At 64.3% G+C, this 21,921-nt stretch carries 17 protein-coding genes and 3 pseudogenes; 11 read left to right on the top strand and 9 right to left on the bottom strand.

The window, feature by feature from the left end:
- Positions 1-66 precede the first annotated feature (66 nt).
- Together glyA and OKW37_RS25625 are read right to left on the bottom strand one after the other, a co-directional pair.
- Positions 67-234 (bottom strand): annotated as a pseudogene (glyA, locus tag OKW37_RS25630) (serine hydroxymethyltransferase); the annotation flags it as partial.
- A gap of 30 nt (positions 235-264) precedes the next feature.
- On the bottom strand, positions 265-1,620 hold the full coding sequence (locus OKW37_RS25625; RefSeq protein ID WP_429402575.1) for an MFS transporter: 1,356 nt from the start codon (positions 1,618-1,620) through the stop codon (positions 265-267).
- A 454-nt stretch (positions 1,621-2,074) separates the two neighbouring features.
- Here OKW37_RS25625 and OKW37_RS25620 point away from each other — a divergent pair.
- Positions 2,075-2,227 (top strand): annotated as a pseudogene (locus OKW37_RS25620) (DAK2 domain-containing protein); the annotation flags it as partial.
- 31 nt (positions 2,228-2,258) lie between these two features.
- Here the strand turns inward: OKW37_RS25620 and OKW37_RS25615 are convergent.
- From OKW37_RS25615 to OKW37_RS25605, 3 genes and pseudogenes are all read right to left on the bottom strand, one after another.
- A pseudogene (locus tag OKW37_RS25615) lies at positions 2,259-2,667 on the bottom strand (aldehyde dehydrogenase family protein); the annotation flags it as partial.
- A gap of 3 nt (positions 2,668-2,670) precedes the next feature.
- Complete coding sequence (locus OKW37_RS25610) at positions 2,671-2,859, bottom strand: aldehyde dehydrogenase family protein (RefSeq protein WP_429402574.1); 189 nt, start codon at positions 2,857-2,859, stop codon at positions 2,671-2,673.
- Positions 2,856-3,797 (bottom strand): LysR family transcriptional regulator, encoded by a 942-nt coding sequence (locus OKW37_RS25605; RefSeq protein WP_429402573.1) that lies wholly within the window; start codon positions 3,795-3,797, stop codon positions 2,856-2,858. Before OKW37_RS25605 ends, OKW37_RS25610 begins: the two co-directional genes overlap by 4 nt.
- Positions 3,798-4,087: 290 nt before the next feature.
- Between OKW37_RS25605 and OKW37_RS25600 the strand changes: the two genes are divergently transcribed.
- The 10 genes from OKW37_RS25600 to OKW37_RS25555 all read left to right on the top strand — a co-directional run bounded on the left by OKW37_RS25600 (position 4,088) and on the right by OKW37_RS25555 (position 16,976).
- The gene (locus tag OKW37_RS25600) at positions 4,088-5,581 is read left to right on the top strand and encodes a UbiD family decarboxylase (RefSeq protein ID WP_184063165.1); all 1,494 of its coding nucleotides are present in this window, start codon (positions 4,088-4,090) and stop codon (positions 5,579-5,581) included.
- Positions 5,574-6,197 carry a UbiX family flavin prenyltransferase gene (locus OKW37_RS25595; protein ID WP_090807398.1) on the top strand — a complete coding sequence of 208 codons (624 nt, stop codon included), beginning with the start codon at positions 5,574-5,576 and terminating at the stop codon, positions 6,195-6,197. Before OKW37_RS25600 ends, OKW37_RS25595 begins: the two co-directional genes overlap by 8 nt.
- Positions 6,194-9,223, top strand: coding sequence for a xanthine dehydrogenase family protein molybdopterin-binding subunit (locus OKW37_RS25590; RefSeq protein WP_429509971.1), 3,030 nt, complete (start codon positions 6,194-6,196; stop codon positions 9,221-9,223). The genes OKW37_RS25595 and OKW37_RS25590 overlap by 4 nt, the downstream gene beginning before the upstream one ends.
- Positions 9,220-10,041 (top strand): FAD binding domain-containing protein, encoded by an 822-nt coding sequence (locus tag OKW37_RS25585; protein ID WP_090807402.1) that lies wholly within the window; start codon positions 9,220-9,222, stop codon positions 10,039-10,041. The genes OKW37_RS25590 and OKW37_RS25585 overlap by 4 nt, the downstream gene beginning before the upstream one ends.
- Positions 10,042-10,064: 23 nt before the next feature.
- The gene (locus OKW37_RS25580) at positions 10,065-10,580 is read left to right on the top strand and encodes a (2Fe-2S)-binding protein (RefSeq protein WP_260321345.1); all 516 of its coding nucleotides are present in this window, start codon (positions 10,065-10,067) and stop codon (positions 10,578-10,580) included.
- Positions 10,573-12,129: an AMP-binding protein gene (locus OKW37_RS25575; protein ID WP_429353023.1), complete on the top strand. Its 1,557-nt coding sequence runs from the start codon at positions 10,573-10,575 to the stop codon at positions 12,127-12,129. Before OKW37_RS25580 ends, OKW37_RS25575 begins: the two co-directional genes overlap by 8 nt.
- A 6-nt stretch (positions 12,130-12,135) precedes the next feature.
- Positions 12,136-12,942: an enoyl-CoA hydratase/isomerase family protein gene (locus tag OKW37_RS25570; RefSeq protein WP_184063157.1), complete on the top strand. Its 807-nt coding sequence runs from the start codon at positions 12,136-12,138 to the stop codon at positions 12,940-12,942.
- 33 nt (positions 12,943-12,975) lie between these two features.
- Entirely contained in the window at positions 12,976-14,724 is a 1,749-nt protein-coding gene (locus tag OKW37_RS25565; RefSeq protein WP_429364365.1) for a GMC family oxidoreductase, read from the top strand.
- 97 nt (positions 14,725-14,821) lie between these two features.
- Positions 14,822-16,198 carry an MFS transporter gene (locus OKW37_RS25560; RefSeq protein ID WP_184063153.1) on the top strand — a complete coding sequence of 459 codons (1,377 nt, stop codon included), beginning with the start codon at positions 14,822-14,824 and terminating at the stop codon, positions 16,196-16,198.
- Between the two features lie 73 nt (positions 16,199-16,271).
- Complete coding sequence (locus OKW37_RS25555) at positions 16,272-16,976, top strand: sterol desaturase family protein (protein WP_429402572.1); 705 nt, start codon at positions 16,272-16,274, stop codon at positions 16,974-16,976.
- Positions 16,977-16,983: 7 nt separating this feature from the next.
- Here the strand turns inward: OKW37_RS25555 and OKW37_RS25550 are convergent, their stop codons facing one another.
- The 4 genes from OKW37_RS25550 to OKW37_RS25535 form a co-directional block, all read right to left on the bottom strand.
- A complete protein-coding gene (locus tag OKW37_RS25550; protein ID WP_184063151.1) occupies positions 16,984-17,892 on the bottom strand; it encodes a LysR family transcriptional regulator in 909 nt (302 codons plus the stop codon).
- A gap of 799 nt (positions 17,893-18,691) precedes the next feature.
- Positions 18,692-19,693 (bottom strand): transketolase family protein, encoded by a 1,002-nt coding sequence (locus OKW37_RS25545; RefSeq protein ID WP_429402571.1) that lies wholly within the window; start codon positions 19,691-19,693, stop codon positions 18,692-18,694.
- Complete coding sequence (locus OKW37_RS25540) at positions 19,690-20,535, bottom strand: transketolase (protein ID WP_184063147.1); 846 nt, start codon at positions 20,533-20,535, stop codon at positions 19,690-19,692. Before OKW37_RS25540 ends, OKW37_RS25545 begins: the two co-directional genes overlap by 4 nt.
- A 38-nt stretch (positions 20,536-20,573) precedes the next feature.
- A complete protein-coding gene (locus OKW37_RS25535) occupies positions 20,574-21,902 on the bottom strand; it encodes an MFS transporter (protein ID WP_429353019.1) in 1,329 nt (442 codons plus the stop codon).
- Between the last annotated feature and the right edge of the window lie 19 nt (positions 21,903-21,921).

The following is a 21,921-nucleotide window of genomic DNA, read 5'->3' as shown; positions in this document are numbered from 1 at the left end:
TCCTCCGTATAGGCTTCTGGCGTGTGGGGTCGCTATGGCTGTGCGCAAGCTTGGCGATTCGGCGAATCAGTAAATCGGAAAGCGTTCGCACAGCGCGAAAATCTCACGGCGTACGCGCTGTTCAGTGGCCGCATCCCCATCCGGATGGCGGCCCAGCGCATCGAACACTTCGAGGATCAGGCGGCCAACCTCGCGGAATTCGCCGACGCCAAAGCCGCGCGTCGTGCCGGCCGGCAGTCTCGGGAAAGCTTCGAACGATCCGGGCTACCTGAGCGGTCGCTGCGCTCCGAGCATCTCGCCTATAGCTGGGTCGTTGTCAGTGCCCACATCTTGCAAGGACATTCGTGAAGTTTCTGGAAGCATCATCCCGCCGATCAGGCCCATGAAAGATACGGCGATCAGATACAAAGCGGGCGACAGATTGTTTCCGGTCGTGCCGATCAACCAGGTAGCGACCAACGGCGCGGTGCCCCCGAAGATCGTGTAGGCGAGGTTATAGGTAATGGCCGACCCGGTATAGCGCATCCTGGTTGGGAACACTTCCGACAACAACGCAGCCGTCACCACGCCCGACAACACCGCGCCTGTCGCGAGCATTGCCACGCCGATCAGTGCTGACAGAAATTGTCCCGAGCCCGCGAGCGAGAACGAGGGATAGACGATTACAATCAACAGCGCGCACGTGGTGAATAATGTCATGCGGCGCCCGGCGAAATCAGAATACAGGCCGGCAAGCGGACAAATGGCCGCAGCAAACAAAAGTGCCACAACGGTGATCAGCAGCGAAGTTGCGCGACTCATGTGTCCTACGACCTGCAGATATGTCGCGAAATAGGTAGTAAAGGTATAGAAGGACAATGCTGTCACTGAAATAAATGCACCGAGCTTCAGAATGCCGCCCGCCTGCGTACGGAACGTTTCGCGCAACGGCGCATGCGCCACCTGGTGCTCGCCTTCAAGAGCGCGGAAGGCGGGTGTTTCATTGAGACTGATGCGCAGGTACAGCCCGATGAGCCCGATGGGTGCGGACGCGAGGAACGGCACGCGCCATCCCCACGCGCGCATTGCATCAGCCGAAAGCGTTGCATCAAGCGCATACGCGACGACGGCCGCGATCGCAAATGAAGAAAAAGTCGACACGGGAATAAAGCTGCCGTACCAGCCGCGTTTGTTTTGCGGGGCGTGCTCCATTACGTAGGCACAGGCGCCAGCATACTCACCACCGGCCGAAAAGCCCTGCACGCAGCGAATCACGGTTAGCAACAACGGCGCGAGAGCACCGATGGCGGCGTAGGTCGGCAGCAGGCCGATCAGTGTGGTCGCCCCGGCCATCATCAAGATGGTCAGCGCCAGCGTGCGTTTGCGCCCAATCCTATCTCCAATTACGCCAAACACTATGCCACCGACCGGACGAAATGCGAAAGCCACTGCAAACACCGCGAAAGTCTTCAGGAGGCCCGCGGATGGATCGCTGCTCGGAAAAAACTCGCTAGTGAGGATAGTTGCGAGGAAACCATACGCTGCGAAATCGAACCATTCAACAAAGTTACCAATCGAGGCAGCCATGATGACTTTGCGCAGTGTTCTAATATCGACTTCAGGGGACGGTGCCTTAGACATTCGATACTCCCGTAGTTGCTGTGAGCGTGCCGTGAAAGCATCACCCACATGCGTAATCGATCGCGCTTCAAAAAGTGAGGATCGGTAGTGAGTAGAAGGGACCAAAAGTCGGCGTCATAGAACATTCCCGCCATTACGTTGTAACGAGAGCGCCAGGTTTTCAGCGCGCTGATTCGGCTTCCGGTATTTTGAGCGAGGCGGAGGGTCGGCCGGGATTCGCAAAAAATCCGCCGTATCCCGCATCTCCCATCTCGACCTAAGCCACTGATTTGAATGCGAAATCGATCGTCGGATCGAGCGGAGGCACGGGTCGCCGGAGATCGGGCAGATAGTCACCGAGCGCGTCGTCCAGGCTGAAGAAGCGCTGATTGCGTAGGCGGGCGATGACCCATCTCTGCGCCAGAAGGACCGACAACTCTGCTTTCGGCTTATCGCGGGGTTTTTTACTCCGGGCTGGAATGCGGCCTCGACGGCTAAGGGCGCGGACGAAACCGCGAGCATGGCGCCACGCGCCGGACGCGCGAGCTATCTCGGCGCGCGTGCGGTGGGTTGGCCCGACGGCGGCGCGGTGGCGGTCGCGATCTGGCTTGCCGCGTTGATGCCGCATAGCGGCGGACGCGAGACGCGCCTTTGGCGCATCAACGAAGCGGAGCCACGCCTTCCACGATGCCCGCCGGCATGCAGATGTGCTTGATCTCGGTGAAGTCGGCGAGCGCGTCGTAACCGTGCAGACGCCCGAGCCCGCTTTGCCGGTAGCCGCCCGTTTCCGCTTCCGCGAACAGCTTGTTGTGATCGTTGATCCACACTGTCCCGTTGCGCAGCGCCCGCGCGGTGCGCAACGCGCGCGCCGTCGTGCGTCCACACGCTGGCCGACAGGCCGAAGACCGTATCGTTGGCCTTCTCAAGTGCTTCCTGCTCGCTTTCAAAAACTTCGAGCGCGACGAACAGCCCGAAAATCTCGTCCTGACAGAAGAACGCCTTCGGATCGCCATGCTCGACGAGCGTCGGCGACAGAAACGCATGGCCGGAGCCCGCGCCGCGCAGCACGTCCTAACGCAGACGTGCATCCTGCGCCCACGTCGTGCGATCGAACACATGGCGCGCGGCGGCGATGGCGGCATCGGCTTCATCCGCGCCGCCGTCGGCGAACTCGCCGATGGCCTCCCCCGTGGCGGGATCGATGCTGTCGAACGTAGGCGTGCCGGTCCATTCGCCGGCAATCCGGCGTGATGCGTTCATGCGGAGCGTTCCTTCAAAGAATGGGATGGTTCGTTACACGAAATATTCGAGGCTTGATGCAGCTCGTCGCCGATGATCGCGATCAGCGCTTCGGCCGCCGCGCTCAACGGCCTTCGCGGATGGCTCACGCAGACGACATGCCGCACGATGCGCGGCGCGAGAATCGGGCACGCGCGCAAGGTGCCATGCCGCGCGGCGCGCTCGACCACGATGCGCGGCAGGATCGTCGCAAAGCGCGTGTTTTCGACGAGCTTGAGGATGGTCGAGAGCACGTCGATTTCGAAGCGCGGCGCGAGCAGCACGTCTTCATGCTGCGCGGCGCTGTCGAGCACGCCGCGCAGGCCGTGGCGCTTGGTCGGCAGCACGAGTTCCAGTTCGGGCAGCTGCGCGAGTTCAATGGCGTGCGGCAGATCGGGGCCGTGCGCGGCGCTGGTTGCGAGCACCATCTCTTCGTCGAGCAGCGCGCGGGAGTCGAGCGACAGACGCGCGCGCGGCTTGTTGATGATCGCGGCTTCCAACTGACCGCCCGCCACCCAGTCGATGAAAGTCGCGCTGTAGCCGTCGGCGACCGTGACTTCGACATCCGGATATTGCGCATGAAAGCGCGAGAGCGAATCCGCGAGCACGCTCTCCGTGACGGACGCAATCAGCCCGATGCCGACGTGTCCCGTCACGACTTCATCGCGCTGAACGATCTGCTGCCGCGCGTGTGCGAGGTCGCGCATGATCGGCAGAAACAGGCGATACATCAGCCGCCCCGCCGCGGTCGGCGCCATGCCGTGCGCGCCGCGCTCGAAGAGTTGCTGATGCAGTTCGTCCTCGAGCTTCGCGATCTGCATGCTGAGCGCGGGCTGCACGATATTCAGGCGCTTGGCCGCCCGCGTAACCGAGCCGTCCTCGAACAGCGCGATGAAGTACTGAATTTGCTTGAGGTCCATCTCACCCCTCGTGCATCAGCGATGCTAATAGCCACCACCTGCATTATCACGTCGAACGGTGCGTGCCTGCCGCGCGCCGTTGCCGCCCGCGCCCGCCAGTACGGGTTGCGGGACGGATCTATTGATACGTAACCGTAAGAACGCTGTCATCGGGGCTAACACTGATATAAGAGTGAATGATCCAGCGCATCAGAAAACACTATTAGAAGTTATGGCGCGATATCGCTACGCTTGACCCCATCGATCGCTGCGGCATCACTTTGCCGGGCACAGCACAGATGGAGACGCTGATGAACATACGCGATGCCGCAAAGAACGGCATTTCCTCATTCTCGTGGGCCCCGGAAGGCTCGGAGGCGGGCTCGCTCTCGCTGCGCGACTGGCTCGCGCATCTCGCGAAGACGGGACGCCTCGCGACCATCGACAAGCCGGTTGCGCTCGAACACGAACTCGCCGCTATCGCCAAACGCCTCGACGGCACGCAAGCGGCGTTTTTCACGCGCCCCGGCGGCCATGCGGTTCCGGTCGTGAGCGGATTCATGTCGAAGCGGGCGTGGATTGCCGAAGCAATGGGCGTCGACGAAGCCGCTTTGCTCGCACGTTTTTCCGCCGCTGCCGCCGAGCCGCTCGCGTCGAAAGTCATTGCGCGTGAGGACGCGCCGTGCCAGCAAGTGGCGCATACGAGCGGAATCGATCTGCACGCGCTTCTGCCTATTCCCACGCATAGCGAGCATGACAACGGCCCGTACATCACCGCGGGTCTCGTGATTGCGCGCAATCCGCGCACCGGCGTGCAGAACGTGTCGATCAACCGCATTCAGGTGCATGGCCGCGATCGCATGGCGATACTGCTGCTGCCGCGCCATCTCTACGCGTTCCAGCGCGCCGCCGAGGAAGCGGGCGATGCGCTCGACGTGGCCGTCGCCATTGGCGTCGATCCGCTGACGATGCTCGCTTCGCAAGCGATCACGCCCATCGATAACGACGAACTCGAAATCGCTGGCGCGCTCCACGGCGCGCCGCTGCCGGTCGCGCAATGCGTGACGAGCGGTGTGCATGTGCCCGCGTTCGCGGAGATCGTCATAGAAGGACGCATTCTGCCGAACGTGCGCGAGCCGGAAGGCCCATTCGGCGAGTTCCCAAAGTACTACAGCGCGAAGGAAGCGCGCGAAGTCATTGAAGTGACGGCGGTGACGCACCGGCGCGACCCGATTTTTCATACGATCGTGCCGGCCGAAATGGAGCATCTGCTGCTCGGCGCGATTCCGCGCGAAGCGACGCTCCTCGCGCACCTTCAGCGCAGCCATCCGGCGGTGAAGGACGTGCATCTGTCGGTAGGCGGTGTGTGCCGCTATCACCTGTGGGTGCAGTTCGACAAGAAACGCGAAGGCGAAGCGAAGAACGTGATTCTCTGCGCGTTCGGCGCGCATTACGACATCAAGCTGGTCGTCGTCGTGGATACGGACGTGAACGTGCACGATCCCGCAGAAATCGAATGGGCGATTGCGACGCGCTTTCAGGCCGACCGCGATCTCGTCGTCATCGCGGGCGCGCAAGGCTCGCCGCTCGATCCCTCGACGACGGTCGGCCAGCCCGACGACGCCCCCGCGCATCTGCAAGGCATCAGCGCGAAGATGGGACTCGACGCGACGCGCCCGGTCGTCTATCCGGCGCATGTCTTCACACGCGTGCGCATCCCGGGTCAGGACACCGCGGATCTGACCGCGCTCGTCGCCGCCGACAACAGCGCGCTCGACGCCTACCTCGCGCGCGATCATGGCTGAGCGGAAGAAGCGCATCGTCGTGGGCATATCGGGCGCGAGCGGCGCGGTCATCGGCGTGCGGCTGCTCGCTGCGCTGCGGCGCCTCGGCACGCACGAGACGCATCTGATCGTGTCGGCGTCGGGTGCAGTGACGGCGGCGCAGGAGCTCGGCCTCACGCGCGGCGACGTCGACCAACTCGCGGACGTCGTGCATAACGTGCGCGATATCGGCGCGGCCGTGGCGAGCGGTTCGTTCCTCAGCGAAGGCATGGTGATTGCACCGTGTTCGATGAAAACGCTCGCGGGTGTCGCGAACGGCTTCGCGGACAATCTGCTGACTCGCGCCGCCGACGTGATGCTCAAGGAGCGCCGCCGCCTCGTGCTGGTCGCGCGCGAGACGCCGCTCAATCTCGCGCATCTGCGCAACATGACGCTCGCGACCGAAATGGGCGCCATCGTAATGCCGCCGGTGCCGGCGTTCTATGCGCATCCGAAGACCATCGACGATGTCGTCGATCACACGGTCGGGCGCATTCTGGATCTGCTCGGCATCGAGCACGGCGAGATTGCGCGCCGCTGGAGCGGTCTCGCCGATGAATTCGGCAGCCGCGGCGAAGATGACGGAGTGACGCCATGAATCAGCGCGAAACCGGATTTGCCGATATCAACGCGCGCGTGGCCGACAGCGATGCCGCGAAGCCGCAGCGCCACGTCGGCCAGCCGCTGCAGCGCTTCGAAGACCCCGCGATTCTCACGGGCCGCGGCCGCTACGGCGACGATATCGCCGTGAAGCCCGGCACGCTGCACGCAGCGATTCTGCGCTCGCCGCACGCGCATGCGGAACTCGTTTCCATCGATACCGAAGCCGCATCGAAGCTGCACGGCGTGCACGCCGTGCTCACGCGCGACGATCTGCGTGCGTGGTCGCGACCCTTCGTCGTCGGCGTGAAGTCGCCGATGGAGCAGTGGGCGCTCGCGATGGACCGCGTGCGCTACGTCGGCGAGCCGGTGGCGGTGGTGATGGCGGAATCCCGCGCGCTAGCGGAAGACGCGCTCGACCTCATCAAGGTCGACTACGCGATGCTCGATCCGGTCACGTCCATCGAACAATCGGTGCGGGGCGATGCGCCGGTGCTGCACGAGCGCGTCGGCAGCAACGTGATCAGCGACCGGCGTTTCCGCTATGGCGAACCGGAAGCCGCGTTCGAAAACGCGCCGCATCGCGTGAAGCTCGTCGCGCACTATCCGCGCAACACGTGCGCGCCGATCGAATGCGGCGTGGTCATCGCCGAGTATCTGTCGGGCGGCGAAGGCTATGACGTCACATCCAATTTCATGGGACCGTTTTCGCTGCACGCCGTCATGGCGATGGCGCTCAACGTTCCCGCGAACCGTCTGCGTCATAAGGCCCCGCGCGATTCAGGCGGCAGCTTCGGCGTCAAGCAGGCGGTGTTTCCGTATGTCGTGCTGATGTGCCTCGCCTCGCGCCGGGCCGGCGCGCCGGTGAAATGGGTCGAGGACCGGCTCGAACACCTGAGCGCGGCGACTTCCGCGACCGCGCGCCTTTCGACCATCGAAGCGGCCGTTGAAAGCGATGGCCGCATCGTCGCGCTTTCCTACGATCAACTGGAAGATATCGGCGGCTACGTGCGCGCGCCCGAACCCGCGACCTTCTACCGGATGCACGGCTGCCTGACGGGCGCATATGCCATTCCGAATCTCGTCGTGCGCAACCGCGTCGTGCTCACGAACAAGACGCCGACCGGCCTCGTGCGCGGCTTCGGCGGACCGCAGGTCTACTTCGCGCTGGAGCGGCTCATTCAGCGTATCGCCGTCGAACTGAGGCTCGATGTGCTCGATGTGTACCGCCGCAACTTCGTTCCCGCCGATGCCTTTCCGTATCGCGCGACGGCGGGCGCGCTGCTCGACTCCGGCAACTATCAGGAAGCGCTGCGCCGCTCGATGACCGAAGGCGGCTACGACGAACTCGTCGCGCGACGCGACGCGGCGCGCAAAGTTGGGCGTCTATATGGCATCGGCTTCGCGGCGATCGTGGAGCCGTCGGTATCGAACATGGGATACATCACGACTGTGATGCCGCCCGACGCCCGCAAGAAAGCCGGGCCGAAGAACGGCGCGATCGCCAGCGCGACGGTGAGCGTCGATCTGCTCGGCGGCGTGGTCGTCACCATCGCGTCGACGCCAGCGGGCCAGGGCCACATGACGGTGTGCGCGCAAGTCGTCGCGGATGTGCTCGGGCTCGACCCGAAGGACATCGTCGTGAACGTCGAATTCGATACGCACAAGGACGCGTGGTCCGTCGCGGCGGGCAATTATTCGAGCCGATTCGCGGGCGCGGTGGCCGGCACGGTGCATCTGGCCGCGACCCGCGTGCGCGAAAAGCTCGCGCGCATTCTCGCGAAGCAGTTCGACTGCGCGCCCGGCGACGTGCGCTTCGAAGGCGCGCGCGTCTTTCCGAACGGTGCCGAAGAGCGCGCGTTGCCGTTCGCGCGCGCCGCAAGCAATGCGCCGCACTGGGCGCCCGCGCTGTTACCGGAAGGCGAGGAGCCGGGTCTGCGCGAGAGCGTCTTCTGGTCGCCGCCGCACATGGACGCGCCCGACGAGCAGGATCGCATCAACACGTCGGCGGCGTATGGCTTCGCGTTCGACATGTGCGGCGTGGAAGTAGACCGCGTGACGGGGCGCGTGCGCATCGACCGTTATGTGACGACGCACGACGCCGGCACGCTACTCAATCCCGCACTCGCCGATGGCCAGATTCGCGGCGCGTTCGCGCAAGGCGTCGGCGCGGCGCTGATGGAAGAGTTCCGCTACGGCGCGGACGGCAGTTTCCAGTCCGGCACGCTCGCCGACTATCTGATGCCGACGACCTGCGAAGTGCCCGACCCGGTGATCGTACATCTGGAGACGCCGTCGCCCTTCACGCCGCTCGGCGCGAAGGGGCTCGGCGAAGGCAACAACATGAGCACGCCGCCGTGCATCGCGAATGCGGTGGCCGATGCCCTCGGCGTCGACGATATCCGCCTGCCGCTCACGCCGCCCAAAGTGATGGCGCTGATCGGCATCGACGATCCCGAACCGTCGCGGCCCGAACTGCGCGAAGCACCGGCTGCGAAGCCCGCGACGCCGGGCGGCAAGGCGTTGACGGCGCGCGGCACGGTCGATTTGCCCGCGACGCCCGAAGCCGTGTTCGGCGTGCTGCTCGACCCGAAGGCGCTCGCGAAGGTTATTCCCGGCTGCCATGCGCTCGACGAGACCGCGCCGAATCAGTATCGCGCGGACGTGACGGTGGGCGTCGGCATGATCAAGGCGCGCTTCGAGGCGCGCATCGGCTTGTCGGAGATCGACGCGCCGCACCGGCTGCGGCTCGCGGGCGCGGGCATCTCGCCGCTCGGCAGCGCGCGCGGCAACGGTCTCGTCGAACTGACGCCGCAGGGAACCGGCACGCGCCTCACTTATGACTATGAAGCGCAGGTGTCGGGCAAGGTGGCGGCGGTCGGCGCACGCATGCTCGAAGGCGCGGCGAAGGTCGTGCTCAAGCAATTGTTCGAATCGCTCGGACGGCAGGCGGCGGGCCAGCCCGTCGAGCAGCGCAAGTCGTGGATTGCGCGGATTTTGGCCCGCTTCAGGAGGCACGTATGAAGCCCGCGCCGTTCGATTATCTGCGCGCCATGACGACGCAAGACGCGCTCGACGCCCTCGCGCAAACCGGCGACGACGCGCGCGTGCTGGCGGGCGGTCAATCGCTGATGGCCGTGCTCAACATGCGGCTCGCGCAGCCGCGCGTGTTGGTCGATATCTCGCGCACCGCCGAACTCGACGCCGTGCGCGTGGATGACAAAGCAGGCCATCTCGTCGTGAGCGCGGCGGCGACGCAAGGCAGCGTCGAATGGCGTCCCACGCTGCGCGACGAAGTGCCGATGCTCGCGATGGCGTTCCCGCATATCTCGCATTTTCAGATTCGCAATCGCGGGACGGTGTGCGGCTCCGTCGCGCATGCGGACCCGAGCGCAGAACTGCCGCTCGTGCTGGCCGCGCTCGGCGGCGACGTGATGCTGCGCTCGAAAAAGAAGCGCCGCACGCTCGCCGCGCAGGACTTTTTTCAGGGAATGCTGATGACCGCGCGCGAGCCAAACGAACTCGTGGAAGCCGTGCGCTTTCCGCTCAGGAAGCCCGGCGAACGCTATGCGTTCACCGAGTTCTCGGCGCGGCACGGCGATTTCGCGATCGTCGCGTGCGCGGCGGTGGTGACGGACGATTCGATCCGTATCGCGGTCGGCGGCGTCGCGGACCGGCCGGTGGCGGAAAGCTGGCCGCGTCTGACAGGCGACGACCTGCGCGGCGCATTGAACGACCTGAGCTGGAAACTGAACGCGCAGGACGACGCGCACATCAGCGCGAAATATCGACGCAATCTCGTCCGGCAACTGGGATGGCGCGTGATCGAGGAGGCTACGTGAGCAGCAACACATCGGACAACATCATGCGGCAAGGGGAGCAGCGGCGCATCACGCTGACGCTCAATGGCCGCGAACGCAGCGGCCATTGCGAGCCGCGCGAACTGCTGTCGGATTTCATCCGCCACGAACTGGGCGCGACCGGCACGCATGTCGGCTGCGAGCATGGCGTGTGCGGCGCATGCACGGTGCACGTGGATGGCGTCGCGGCGCGCTCGTGCCTGATGCTCGCGGTGCAGGCCGATGCGCGGCGCATCGACACAGTCGAAGGTCTTGCGCCCGACCAGACGCTCGGCGATTTGCAGCAGGCGTTCCAGCGCCATCACGCGCTGCAATGTGGCTTCTGCACGGCGGGCATTCTGATGTCATGTGCGGACTATCTGCAGCGCGTGCCGAATCCGACCGAGGATCAGGTGCGCGACATGCTCTCGGGCCATATCTGCCGCTGTACCGGCTATACGCCGATCGTCGCGGCCGTGCTCGATGTGGCAGCGCGTCGTCAGGTCGAGGCGCGCGGCAAGAAGGAGGCCGAACATGCTTGATCTCGGCCGCACGTTTCTGCAAAGCGTCGAGCGCAGCCCGAACGCGCTCGCGCTCGTCGATGGCGACATGCAACTGACCTATGCGCAGTGGCATCGCATGATTCTGAATGTCGCCGATGCCCTGCGCGAACTCGGGCTGCAACGCGGCGACCGGTTGCTCGTCGTGCTGCAAAACCGCTGGGAAATGGCGACGCTGCACTGGGCGGGGCAATTCTCGGGCATCGTGATCGTGCCGCTCAACTGGCGCGCGAAGCCGGAGGAAGTCGAGTACTGCGTGACGGATGCGGGCGTGAAGGCGATCGTCTACGAACCCGTTTGCGCCGATGCCGTCGTGGAAAGCGCCGCCGCGCAGCACGTGCCGCGCATCGGTCTGGACGACGCCCCCGGCCGCACGATGGCCTTCGACGCGCTGCTCGCGGAACGCACGCGCACCGGCGAGACGACGCACGCCACCGCCGACGATATCTCGCTGATCCTCTACACCTCCGGCACGACCGGCAAGCCGAAGGGTGTCCCGCGCCGTCATCGGCATGAACGCGCGGGCGCGCTCGCGCACGTCGCGCAGAACCTGTACCGGCGCGGCGAACGCACGCTCGGCGTGATGCCGCTTTATCACACGATGGGCGTGCGCTCGCTGCTTTCGATGGCGCTCGTCGATGGTGTCTTCGTCTGCGTGCGTCGCTGGAACGCGAAGCTCGCGCTCGAATCCATCGCGAAGTACGCGCTCACGTGCCTCTATCTCGTGCCGACGCTTTATCACGATCTGCTCGCGGACAGCGCGTTCGCCAGCACCGATACGTCGTCGGTCAGAAAGCTAGGCTTCGCGGGTGCGCCGATGAACGATGGTTTGCTCAAGCGCCTGTCGGCTGCGTTCGAGCCGGAGATCTTCGTCAATCACTACGGTTCGTCCGAGGTCTACACGGTCAGCATCGATCAGGACGCGACGCGCAAGCCGGGCAGCGCCGGGCGCGCGGGCGTGAACACGCGGCTGCGCGTCGTGAAGCTCGACGCCGTGTCGCCCGATGAGATCGCACAGGCCGGCGAGGAAGGCCAGATCATCGCGGACCTGCTCGGCGACGAAGCATTCGAAGGCTACTGGAACCGCCCGGACGCGAACGCGAAGTCGCTGCGCGAGGGCTGGTATTTCACCGGCGACACCGGCTATTTCGACCGCGACGGCGATTTGTACGTGACCGGCCGCGTCGACGACATGATCATCAGCGGCGGCGAAAACATCTCGCCGGTGGATATCGAATCGGTGCTCTCGCTGCATCCGGCCGTCGATGAAGTCGCGGTCGCGGGCGTCAAGGACGAGCGCTGGGGCCAGCGCGTGGTCGCGTTCATCAAGCGCCGCGAATACGTCGATGCCGAGGCGCTCGACGCCTGGTGCCGCCAGTCCGACCTCGTCAACTTCAAGCGCCCGCGCGACTACGTGTTCGTCGACGATATTCCGAAGTCGCCGGTCGGCAAGATTCTGCGCCGCAAGCTCTCGGCGGGCGAATACGCATCCGACGGCAACGTTCAACCCACACAGACCACAAAGGAGTAACCCGATATGAGCGATTTGAACCATCGCGGCCAGACGCTGCTGCAAGGACTCGACGGCTTCTCGGTCGAGATCGACGCCGAACGCGAGCGCGCCGACATCATCCTGCATCGGCCGCCGTTGAATGTCATTTCGATGCGCGCGCGCGACCAGTTGCGCCTCGTCTTCGAGGCGCTGGACGACGACGAGCGCGTGCGCGTGATCGTCGTGCGCGCGACGGGCGAGCACTTTTCGAGCGGCGGTGACATCAAGGGCTTTCTGGAAGCGTCGCCGGAGCACGTGTCGAAGCTCGCGTGGAATATCGCGGCGCCCGCCCGTTGCTCGAAGCCGGTGATCGCGGCCAATCGCGGCTTCTGCTTCGGCGTGGGGTTCGAGCTGTCGCTGGCTTGCGATTTCCGCATCGTCACCGAAACGACCTTCTATGCGCTGCCGGAGCAAAAGCTCGGGCAGATTCCCGGCTCGGGCGGCTCGGCTCGTCTTCAGGCGATGGTCGGCATCGGCCGGACGAAGGACATCGTGATGCGCTCGCGCCGCATTCCGGGGAAGCAGGCTTACGAGTGGGGCATTGCGGTGGACTGCGTGGCCGACACGGAACTGGAAACCGCCACCGATGCGCTCGTCGACGAACTGCGCGCGTTCTCACCGCTCGCTCAGCGCACCGCGAAGAAGCTGCTGAACGATTCGGAAGATGCGCCGCTTTCCATTGCTATTGAACTTGAAGGGCATTGCTATAGCCGGCTGCGCACATCGGACGATTTCCGCGAGGGCGTCGAGGCGTTCCATGGCAAGCGCAAGCCGGTGTTTCGCGGAAGTTGATAAGCAGCGTCACAGAAGAACAGGAGACAGAGGATGGAACGCTTCGATTACGTAATCGTGGGCGGCGGCTCTGCGGGATGCGTGTTGGCGCATAGGCTGTCGGCCGTGCCGTCGCTGCGCGTCGCGCTGATCGAAGCAGGCGCCGATACGCCGCCGGGCGCGGTGCCCGCCGCCATCCTCGACAGCTATCCGATGCCCGTCTTCTGTGGCGAGACCTACATCTGGCCGGACCTGAAGGCGAAAGCCACCAGGGACGCCGCGCCGCGCGTCTACGAGCAGGGCCGCGTGATGGGCGGCGGGTCGAGCATCAACGTGCAATCGGCCAATCGCGGCCTGCCGCGCGACTACGACGAGTGGGCTGCGAACGGCGCCGATGGCTGGGCGTGGCGTGACGTGCTGCCGTACTTTCGCAAGCTGGAACGCGACGTCAACTTTCCGGGCGGCGAACTGCACGGCAGCGACGGCCCCGTGCCGATTCGCCGCATCATGCCGAAAGACTGGCCGCCGTTCTGCGATGCGTTCGCCAAGGGCTTGCGCGCGAATGGCGTCGCGCAATTGCAGGATCAGAACGGCGAATTTGGCGACGGCTTTTTCCCCGGCGCGTTCTCGAACATCGACGACAAGCGCGTGTCCACGGCCATCGCCTATCTCGACGAAGCCACGCGCAAGCGCCCGAATCTCACGGTGTATTCGAACCTTCGCGTCGAGCACATCGTGATGGAAGGCGCGGCGGCGCGCGGCGTGATCGCGCTGGCGCAAAGCGGCGAGCGCGTGCGTTTCGAGGCGGGCGAAGTCGTGCTGAGCGCGGGCGCGCTTCAGTCGCCTGCGCTGCTGATGCGCGCGGGTATCGGCGATGCCCGCGAACTCGCGGCGCTCGGCATCGCGTGTGCGGTGGATCGGCCGGGCGTCGGGCGCAATCTGCAGGATCATCCGTCGCTCACGTTCTGTCATTTTCTCGAACCGCGCTTTCGCATGCCGCTCGCGCGACGCCGCGCCAGCATGATGGCCGCGCGCATGAGCTCCGGCGTCGCGGGCTGCGACGAGTCGGACCTGTATCTGTCGAGCGCGACGCGCGCGGCATGGCACGAGCTGGGCAACCGGCTGGGCCTTTTCTTCCTGTGGTGCAACCGGCCGTACTCGCGCGGCCGCGTGCAGCTCGTATCCGCCGATACCGCCGCCGCTGCGCGTGTCGACCTGAATCTGCTCGACGACGAACGCGATCTGCAACGGCTCGCTACCGGCGTGCGGATGCTCGCGAGCGTGGTCGAGGCGTCGGGGCTCGGACGCGATCCGCGCGACTTCTTTCCAGCGGCGTTTTCTCCGCGCGTCAAGGCGTTGAGCCAGGTCGGCGAGCGCAACGCGCTTTTGACTTCGATGCTCGGCACGCTGCTCGATACGCCCGCGCCGCTGCGTCGTTTTCTGATCGAACGCTTCTTCACGCGCGGGCTGGACATGGCCGCGCTCCTGGCCGACGACCGCGCGCTTGCCGACTTCATCCGCGCGAACGTGTTCGGCGTGTGGCATGCGAGCGGCACATGCCGCATGGGCGGCGCGCAGGATCGCGACGCCGTCACGGATACCGAAGGGCGCGTGCACGGCGCGCAGGGACTGCGCGTGGTCGATGCATCGCTGATGCCGAGACTGCCTTCGGCCAACACCAACATACCGACCATCATGATCGCCGAGAAGATCGCCCACGCGATGGTCGCGCAGCGACGCGCGAGCTTGGCATCGGGCGCATCCAGCGACTCCGCTGCGCCGCCGCTCGCCGCCGCGCACTGACGATTTTTTAACCTCAACAAGAGCACGCCAAAAGACCAACGTGCCTGCGACACGGGGGCGATCGAAAGACGGCCCAGTGACATACAAGGAGATGCAAATGTCCGTAGCAGCGCAAGAAGGTGCCGCCGCGCTTCACGTCAATCAGCGCCAGGTCATGGGCGCAGTCGTGGCCTCGTGCATGGGTTGGGCGCTCGATCTGTTCGACCTGTTCGTGTTGTTGTACGTGGCACCGGTGGTCGGGCGTCTGTTCTTCCCATCCGAGCACGCGATGCTCTCGCTCGCGGCGGTCTATGCGTCGTTCGCGGTGACGCTGCTGATGCGCCCGCTCGGTTCCGCGCTTTTCGGCTCCTACGCGGACCGTCATGGCCGCAAGGGGGCGATGATCGTCGCGGTCGTTGGCGTTGGCCTCTCGACGGCGGCCTTCGGCATGCTGCCGACGGTCGCGCAGGTGGGCCTCGTCGCGCCGGTCCTGTTTATGCTGCTGCGCCTCGTGCAGGGCGTGTTTGTCGGCGGCGTGGTGGCTTCGACGCATACCATCGGCACGGAATCCGTCGCGCCGAAGTATCGCGGCGCGGTTTCGGGGCTGATCGGCGGCGGTGGCGCGGGCCTTGGCGCACTGCTCGCGTCGCTCACGTATCTCGCGATGTCGTCGCTTTTTCCCGGCGATCTCTTCGACGTCTGGGGCTGGCGCTGCATGTTCTTTACCGGCATCCTGAGTTCGCTGCTCGGCCTCTTCGTATTCAATAGCCTGGAAGAATCGCCGCTCTGGAAGAAGCTCGCCGCCGAGAAGGCCGCCAAGGCCGCCGCGCAGGTCAAGAGCGGGCAGGTGGAAGTGGTGCGCTCGCCGGTTCGCACGCTGTTCTCGCGGGACTATCGCAAGGTGCTGTTCGTGAACCTGCTGCTGACCATCGGTGGCGGCAGCGGCTATTACCTCACGTCGGGCTATCTGCCGACCTTCCTCAAGGTCGTGAGCCACGTGCCGAACGGCGCGGCCGCCGCGATCCTGATGATCTGCAGCGTGGCGGTGGTCGTCGCCTCCGTTGCGGCGGGGCATCTGAGCACGTTCATCGGGCGCAAGAGCGCGTTCGTGTGGCTCGGCCTCATCCGGCTGGTCGCGCTGCCTGCGCTCTTCGTGCTGCTGCCGACCGCGCAGAACATCACGATGATCGGCGTGTACGCGGTGCTGCTCTCCGCGCTCGGCAGCGCGGGCTATGCGCCGATCCTGATCTTCCTGAACGAGCGCTTTCCGACTGCGATCCGCGCGACCGGGACGGGTCTTTCATGGAACATCGGCTTCGCGATCGGCGGGATGATGCCGACCTTCGTCTCGCTCGTCGCGAAGGATGCGAGCCAGTTGCCGTCGACGCTCGCGATCTTCGTCGGCGCGATCAGCGTGATCTTCCTGATCGGCGCGTTCGTCGTGCCCGAGACGCTCGGCAAGCTCGAAAACGGAGCGGCGCGCAATCCGTCCTGAAGCATGCAAGCATCGGCGGGCGCGCCGAAGAGCGCGCCCGCGCATCGTCCGATAGAAAGAGGAGACGCTCATCATGAAGTATGACGACGACATTCGCGCGCGATCCTACAAGTTTCGCGACGAATATGTGCAGGCGACGCCGTGGTGGTATCGCGGAGAGATGCATCTCGGTTTCACGCTCATTTTCACGACGGCGGTGATCGTCTATTGCGCCGCGCAGCTTCATGCGCCGACGTTCGCGGAATGGCTCGCGGTCGTGCCGCTCTTTCTGTTCGGCAACTGGGCGGAATGGGCCGCGCACCGCTACGTGCTGCATCGGCCGACCAAATATTTCAGCATGGTCTACAAGCGCCATTGCGCGGTTCATCATCGCTTTTTCACGCATGTGACGCTGGAGTACAAGGGCCACAGGCATTGGCGCGCGCTGCTGTTTCCGCCGTTTGCGCCGGTCGCGTTCGTGCTCGCGGCCACGCCGCTCGCGCTGGTGATCGGCTTCGCGTTCTCGCGTAACGCGGGCTATATCGCGCTCCTGACGATGGCCGCGTACTATCTGATGTACGAAGGGCTGCACACGCTTTCGCATGTGACGGACAGCCCGTTTCTCGACCGCGTGCCGCTCATCAACACAGTCCGGCGCCTGCACATCACGCATCACGATCCCGAACTTATGGCGACGCAGAACTTCAACCTCACGTTCCCGATCTGCGACACGCTGTTCGGCACGCGCAGCGATGCGTCGTGCAGCGCGCGTGAACCGATGAGCCCGAGCGGCGGTTGAGTTTTCACTAAGCCCGCGCGCCAGTGGTCACGCGCCGGATCTCCTCGGTGATGATCGCAATGAGCGCCTGCGCCGCCGGCCCGATCGGGCGCTTCGGGTGCGTGACCTGAATGATGTGACGCACGATCGGCGGCGAGTCGATCGTGCGCGCCCGCAGCAGGCCTTCGTCCACCTTCGCCTGCACCACGACGCGCGGCAGGATCGTCGCGATGCTGCTCTGCTCGACGAACTGCACGATGGTGCTGAGCAGATCGATCTCGAACTTCGGCTGAATGACGACGTCGGCGGCCATCAAGGCGGCGTCGAGCGCGCCGCGCAGTCCGTTGCGGCGCGTGGGGAGCACAAATTCGATACCGGACTGCGTGACCAGATGCATCGTCTCCGGCAGATCCGGCCCGTGCGCCGCGCTCGTCACCAGCACCATTTCTTCCACCAGCAGCGGCTCCACGTCGAGCGTGAGCCGCCCGCGCGGCTTGTTGATGATCGCGGCATCGAGTCGGCCCGCTTCGACGGCGTCGATGAGTTGCGCGCTGAAGCCGTCCGCGACGGACACTTCGACTTGCGGAAAAAGGGCGTCGAACCGTGCGAGCGATTCGGGCAGCACGCTTTGCGCCTCCGACGACACCATCCCGAGCGACACGCGTCCCGTCACGATGACATCGCGCCGGCTCAGATGCTCGCGGGCATGTTCGATGTCGCGCATGATCGGCGTGTAGAGGCGGTACATGAGCCGCGCCGCTTCGGTCGGAGCCATGCCATGCGGGCCGCGCGCGAAAAGTGTCTGCCGCACTTCGGCTTCGAGCTTCGAAATCTGCATGCTGAGCGCGGGCTGCGCGATGTTCAGCCGCTTGGCCGCGCGGGTCACGGTGCCCTCCTCGAAGAGAGCGATGAAATACTGGATCTGCTTCAGTTCCATGGGGCGGCGGTCGAGCGGAAGGAATCGGCTGTCGGTTGAACGCAGATATCGTAACGCCGCGCGGGATTTGCGTCGCCCTTAAGACGTCGGGCCGCTCGCCGTTAACCCGTCGTAGGGAATCCCTATTTCGCGAAGTTATCAGGCAAGCGAGAGCATGCATGTCGACCTTATTACCCTTTACTTCCTCTCCGTCGGGACGCTGCTATCTTGATAGCCTCGGATAGGGACGGACGCCGTGAGTATTCTTTGTCGAATCAAGATTGCCGTGACGGCCTGCTCGGTTGCCGCCGGATGCGTGTCGCAGCCCATAGGGCCGGCGGTAGCCGTGAAGCCGGGGCGCGACAAGCCATTCACCGTTTTTCTGCGGGACGATGCGCAGTGCAAACAGTATGCGAGGGAGCAGCTGGCGAGCGGTGTCGACACGCGCGCCGCGAGCGACGCCCACGTGCCGCGGGCACAACTGAACGTGCAACAAAGATACGATCTCGCGTACCTGGAGTGCATGCACGCGAAGGGGAATGATGTGTCGGAGCGTGCGGAGCCAACGACGGAGCCTGAATAAGGGACCTTTCGCAGGACGACTACATACAGGTGCCGGACGGCGGCGCCGACAGCGCGGCAGGCGTAGGCACGTAACGTATCGCCGCTCCCCGTGTGCTGTCTCATTCAACCGATAGAAGGCGCTGACACGCGCTTGCGTTTCTGAGGCAGTTACAGATTGCTTTCCGGACATTCGCACCTCGGCAGCCGCGAATTTCCCCTGATTCCGAGTCACCCGTCTGACGGCGAGTGCCTTGCCTCAGACCAACCACCGCTTGATCGCCTCAACCATCGTCGACGTGGAAATTCCGTAGCGGTCATGGAGCGTAGGTAACGCACCGGCAGCAAGGAACGCATCCGGCAGTCCCACCTGCCGGAACGGACAGGACACGCCCGCGCGCATCAGTTCCGCCGCCACCGCTTCGCCGAGACCGCCAATTACCGTGTGATTCTCCGCTACCACCACGAGCCGACCCGATCGCTTCGCTTCGCGGAGAATCGTCTCGGTGTCGAGCGGCTTGACGGTGGGTACGTGCAGCACGCCCACGTCGATCCGATCTTTTTCAAACGCCTTCGCCGCTTCAAGTGCGCGCATCGTCATGATGCCGGAGGAGATGATCAGCACGTCGGCGCCGTCGCGCAGCATCTTCGCTTTGCCGAGTTCGAAGGTGTAGTCGTATTCGTCGAGCACAGCAGGTACGTTGCCGCGAAGCAGGCGCGCGTACACCGGTCCTTTATGTGTGGAAATCGCCGGCACCATCTGTTCGATATCGAGCGCATCGCACGGGTCGATCACCGTCATGTTCGGCATCGCGCGCATCAACGCGATATCTTCAGCCGCCTGGTGGCTCGGACCATAGCCAGTAGTCAGACCCGGCAATGCGCAGACGATCTTGACGTCGAGGTTGTCCTCGGCGATGGCCTGATGCATGAAGTCATAGGCGCGGCGCGTAGCGAATACCGCATAGGTCGTGACGAACGGTTGCGCGCCCTCGTGCGCAAGGCCGGCCGCCGCGCCCATCAGCAATTGCTCCGCCATGCCCATCTGGTAGTAGCGCTCGGGAAACTCCCTGGCGAAAATGTGCAGGTCGGTGTACTTGCCGAGGTCGGCCGTCATGCCGACGACGTTCGTGTTCTGCCGTGCCAATTCCACCAGTGCGTGGCCGAAAGGCGCCGAACGCGTGATCTGTCCTTCGCTGGCGATCGAGGCGATCATGGCCGAGGTCTTCAGGCGCGGCTTGCTTGTCGTTGCGTTGCTCATGCTTGTCTCCCTGCTTCGAGTGCCTGCAGCGCCAATTGCCATTCGTGGGCATCGACGCGGATAAAGTGGTTCTTCTCGCGTTCTTCGAGAAACGGCACGCCGCAACCCATGCGTGTATCGGCGATGATCATGCGCGGTTGCGCAATGGGATGCGCGCGGGCCGCGTCGAACGCAGCGGCCACGGCGGCAATATCGTTGCCGTCGACGCGTTGCGTGAACCAGCCGAACGCCTCCAGTTTTTCGACAAGCGGCTCGAACGCCATGATCTGCGTGGACGGGCCGTCGGCCTGCTGGTTGTTCACGTCGACCACCGCGATCAGGTTGTCGAGCTTCCAGTGGCTTGCCGACATGATGCCTTCCCAGATCGCGCCTTCATCCAGTTCGCCGTCAGAGAACAGCGTGTACACGAACGAAGCAGAATGCTTGCGCTTGAGTCCGAGGCACCGTCCGACCGCGATGGTCAGGCCGTGGCCGAGCGAACCACCGGACATCTCCATGCCAGGCGTATAGCTGGCCATGCCGGACATCGGCAAGCGGCTATCGTCGCTGCCGTAGGTTTCTAGCTCTTCGGCCGGCAGAATGCCTGCTTCGAGCAGCGCCGCATACAGCGCGATTGCGTAATGTCCGTTGGACAACAGGAAGCGGTCGCGCTCTTCCCACTCAGGGTCTTCGGGGCGATAGCGCATCGCGCCAAAGTAAGCAACGGCCAGCACATCGGCGATGTCGAGCGCCTGCCCGATGTAGCCTTGTCCCTGGACTTCGCCCATCAACAGGGCGTTTCTGCGGATACGGTAAGCGTGCTCGGCAAGCGATGCCGTCGAGGCATTGGATGGACTGTTCATGTCGTCTCCTGTGATCAGTCGGAATGGGTGAAGGAGGTTCAGCGGTTCACGGTTTTAGCGGGCACCAGGAAGACAAGGCAGGCACCGAGCGTGATAGCGGTCGAGATGAAGATCAGCCCCGCTGTTGACTTACCTGTCAGGTCGTTCAGCCAGCCCACGATCGCTGGAGAAAAGAAGCCGGCGAGATTGGCGACGCAGTTCACGGCAGCTATTCCGGCTGCGGCAGACATGCCGCCTAGCAAGGCTGTCGGCAACGACCAGAACTGCGACGACGAGGCGAGGATGCCTGCTGCCGCGATACTCAAACAGACGATCGAGGCGGGGATGCTGCCGAGCGTGGGCAATACGGCGAAGCCCGCGGCGGCGACCAGCATGGGAATCGCCAGGTGTAGCCGGCGCTCGCGGCGACGGTCAGCGCTCATGCCGATCAAGGGCAGCGCGATGATGGCGCACAGATACGGGATCGCAGTGAACAGTCCCACCCACAGCGGATCGGCAACGCCGGACTTGCGGATGATCGTCGGCAGCCAGAACGTCAGACCGTACTGGCCGAGCACGACGCAGAAGTAGATCGCGGCCATCAGCCACAAGCGACGGTCCCCGATGAACGATCTGACCGAGATGTGGGCGATCTTATGCGCGTTATCGCTCGCGACATTGCGTGCGAGCAGGGTCTTTTCCGATTCGGTGAGCCACTTTGCCTTGACAATGCTGTCATCGAGATACAGCAGGATCGCTATACCGAGCACGAGCGAGGGCAGCGCTTCGAGCAGGAACAGCCATTTCCAGCCGGCCATATCCAGCGTGCCATGCAGCGAGTGCAAAATCCAGCCCGAAAGCGGGCCGCCGATTATGCCGGCCAGCGGAATCGCCATAAAAAACAGCGAGAGCGCCTTCGCTCGGCGGGCAGCCGGAAACCAGTAGGTCAGATAGAGAATTACGCCAGGTGCGAAGCCCGCTTCAGCGACGCCCAGCAGAAATCGCAACACGTAGAACGCCGTCGGTGATTTCACAAAAACGAAGCTCGCGGAAATCACCGCCCACGTGAGCATGATTCGCGCGAGCCATTTGCGCGCGCCGACACGGTGAAGGACGAGGTTGCTCGGCACTTCGAACAGAAAATAGCCGAGAAAGAAGATGCCTGCGCCCATGCCGTAGACCGTCTCGCTAAAGCGCAGATCGTTGAGCATCTGAAGCTTCGCGAAGCCGACGTTGACCCGATCGAGATATGCGCCAAGGTAGCACAGCATGAGGAATGGGATGAGCCGGCGGCTTACTTTCGCGTAGGTCTTCGATTCGAAGCTGGGCGAGTCGGCAAGGGGCAACACGCCGCCTTCGATGGGCGAAGCGGTACTCTTGGATTTCATGTTTTGTCTCCATCCACTG

The organism is Paraburkholderia sp. MM5482-R2, from assembly GCF_050436125.1.
GTDB classification, from domain to species: Bacteria; Pseudomonadota; Gammaproteobacteria; order Burkholderiales; family Burkholderiaceae; genus Paraburkholderia; species Paraburkholderia tuberum.
Note: the sequence above shows the minus strand (reverse complement) of the source record. Positions and strands in the feature narration are given on the sequence as shown.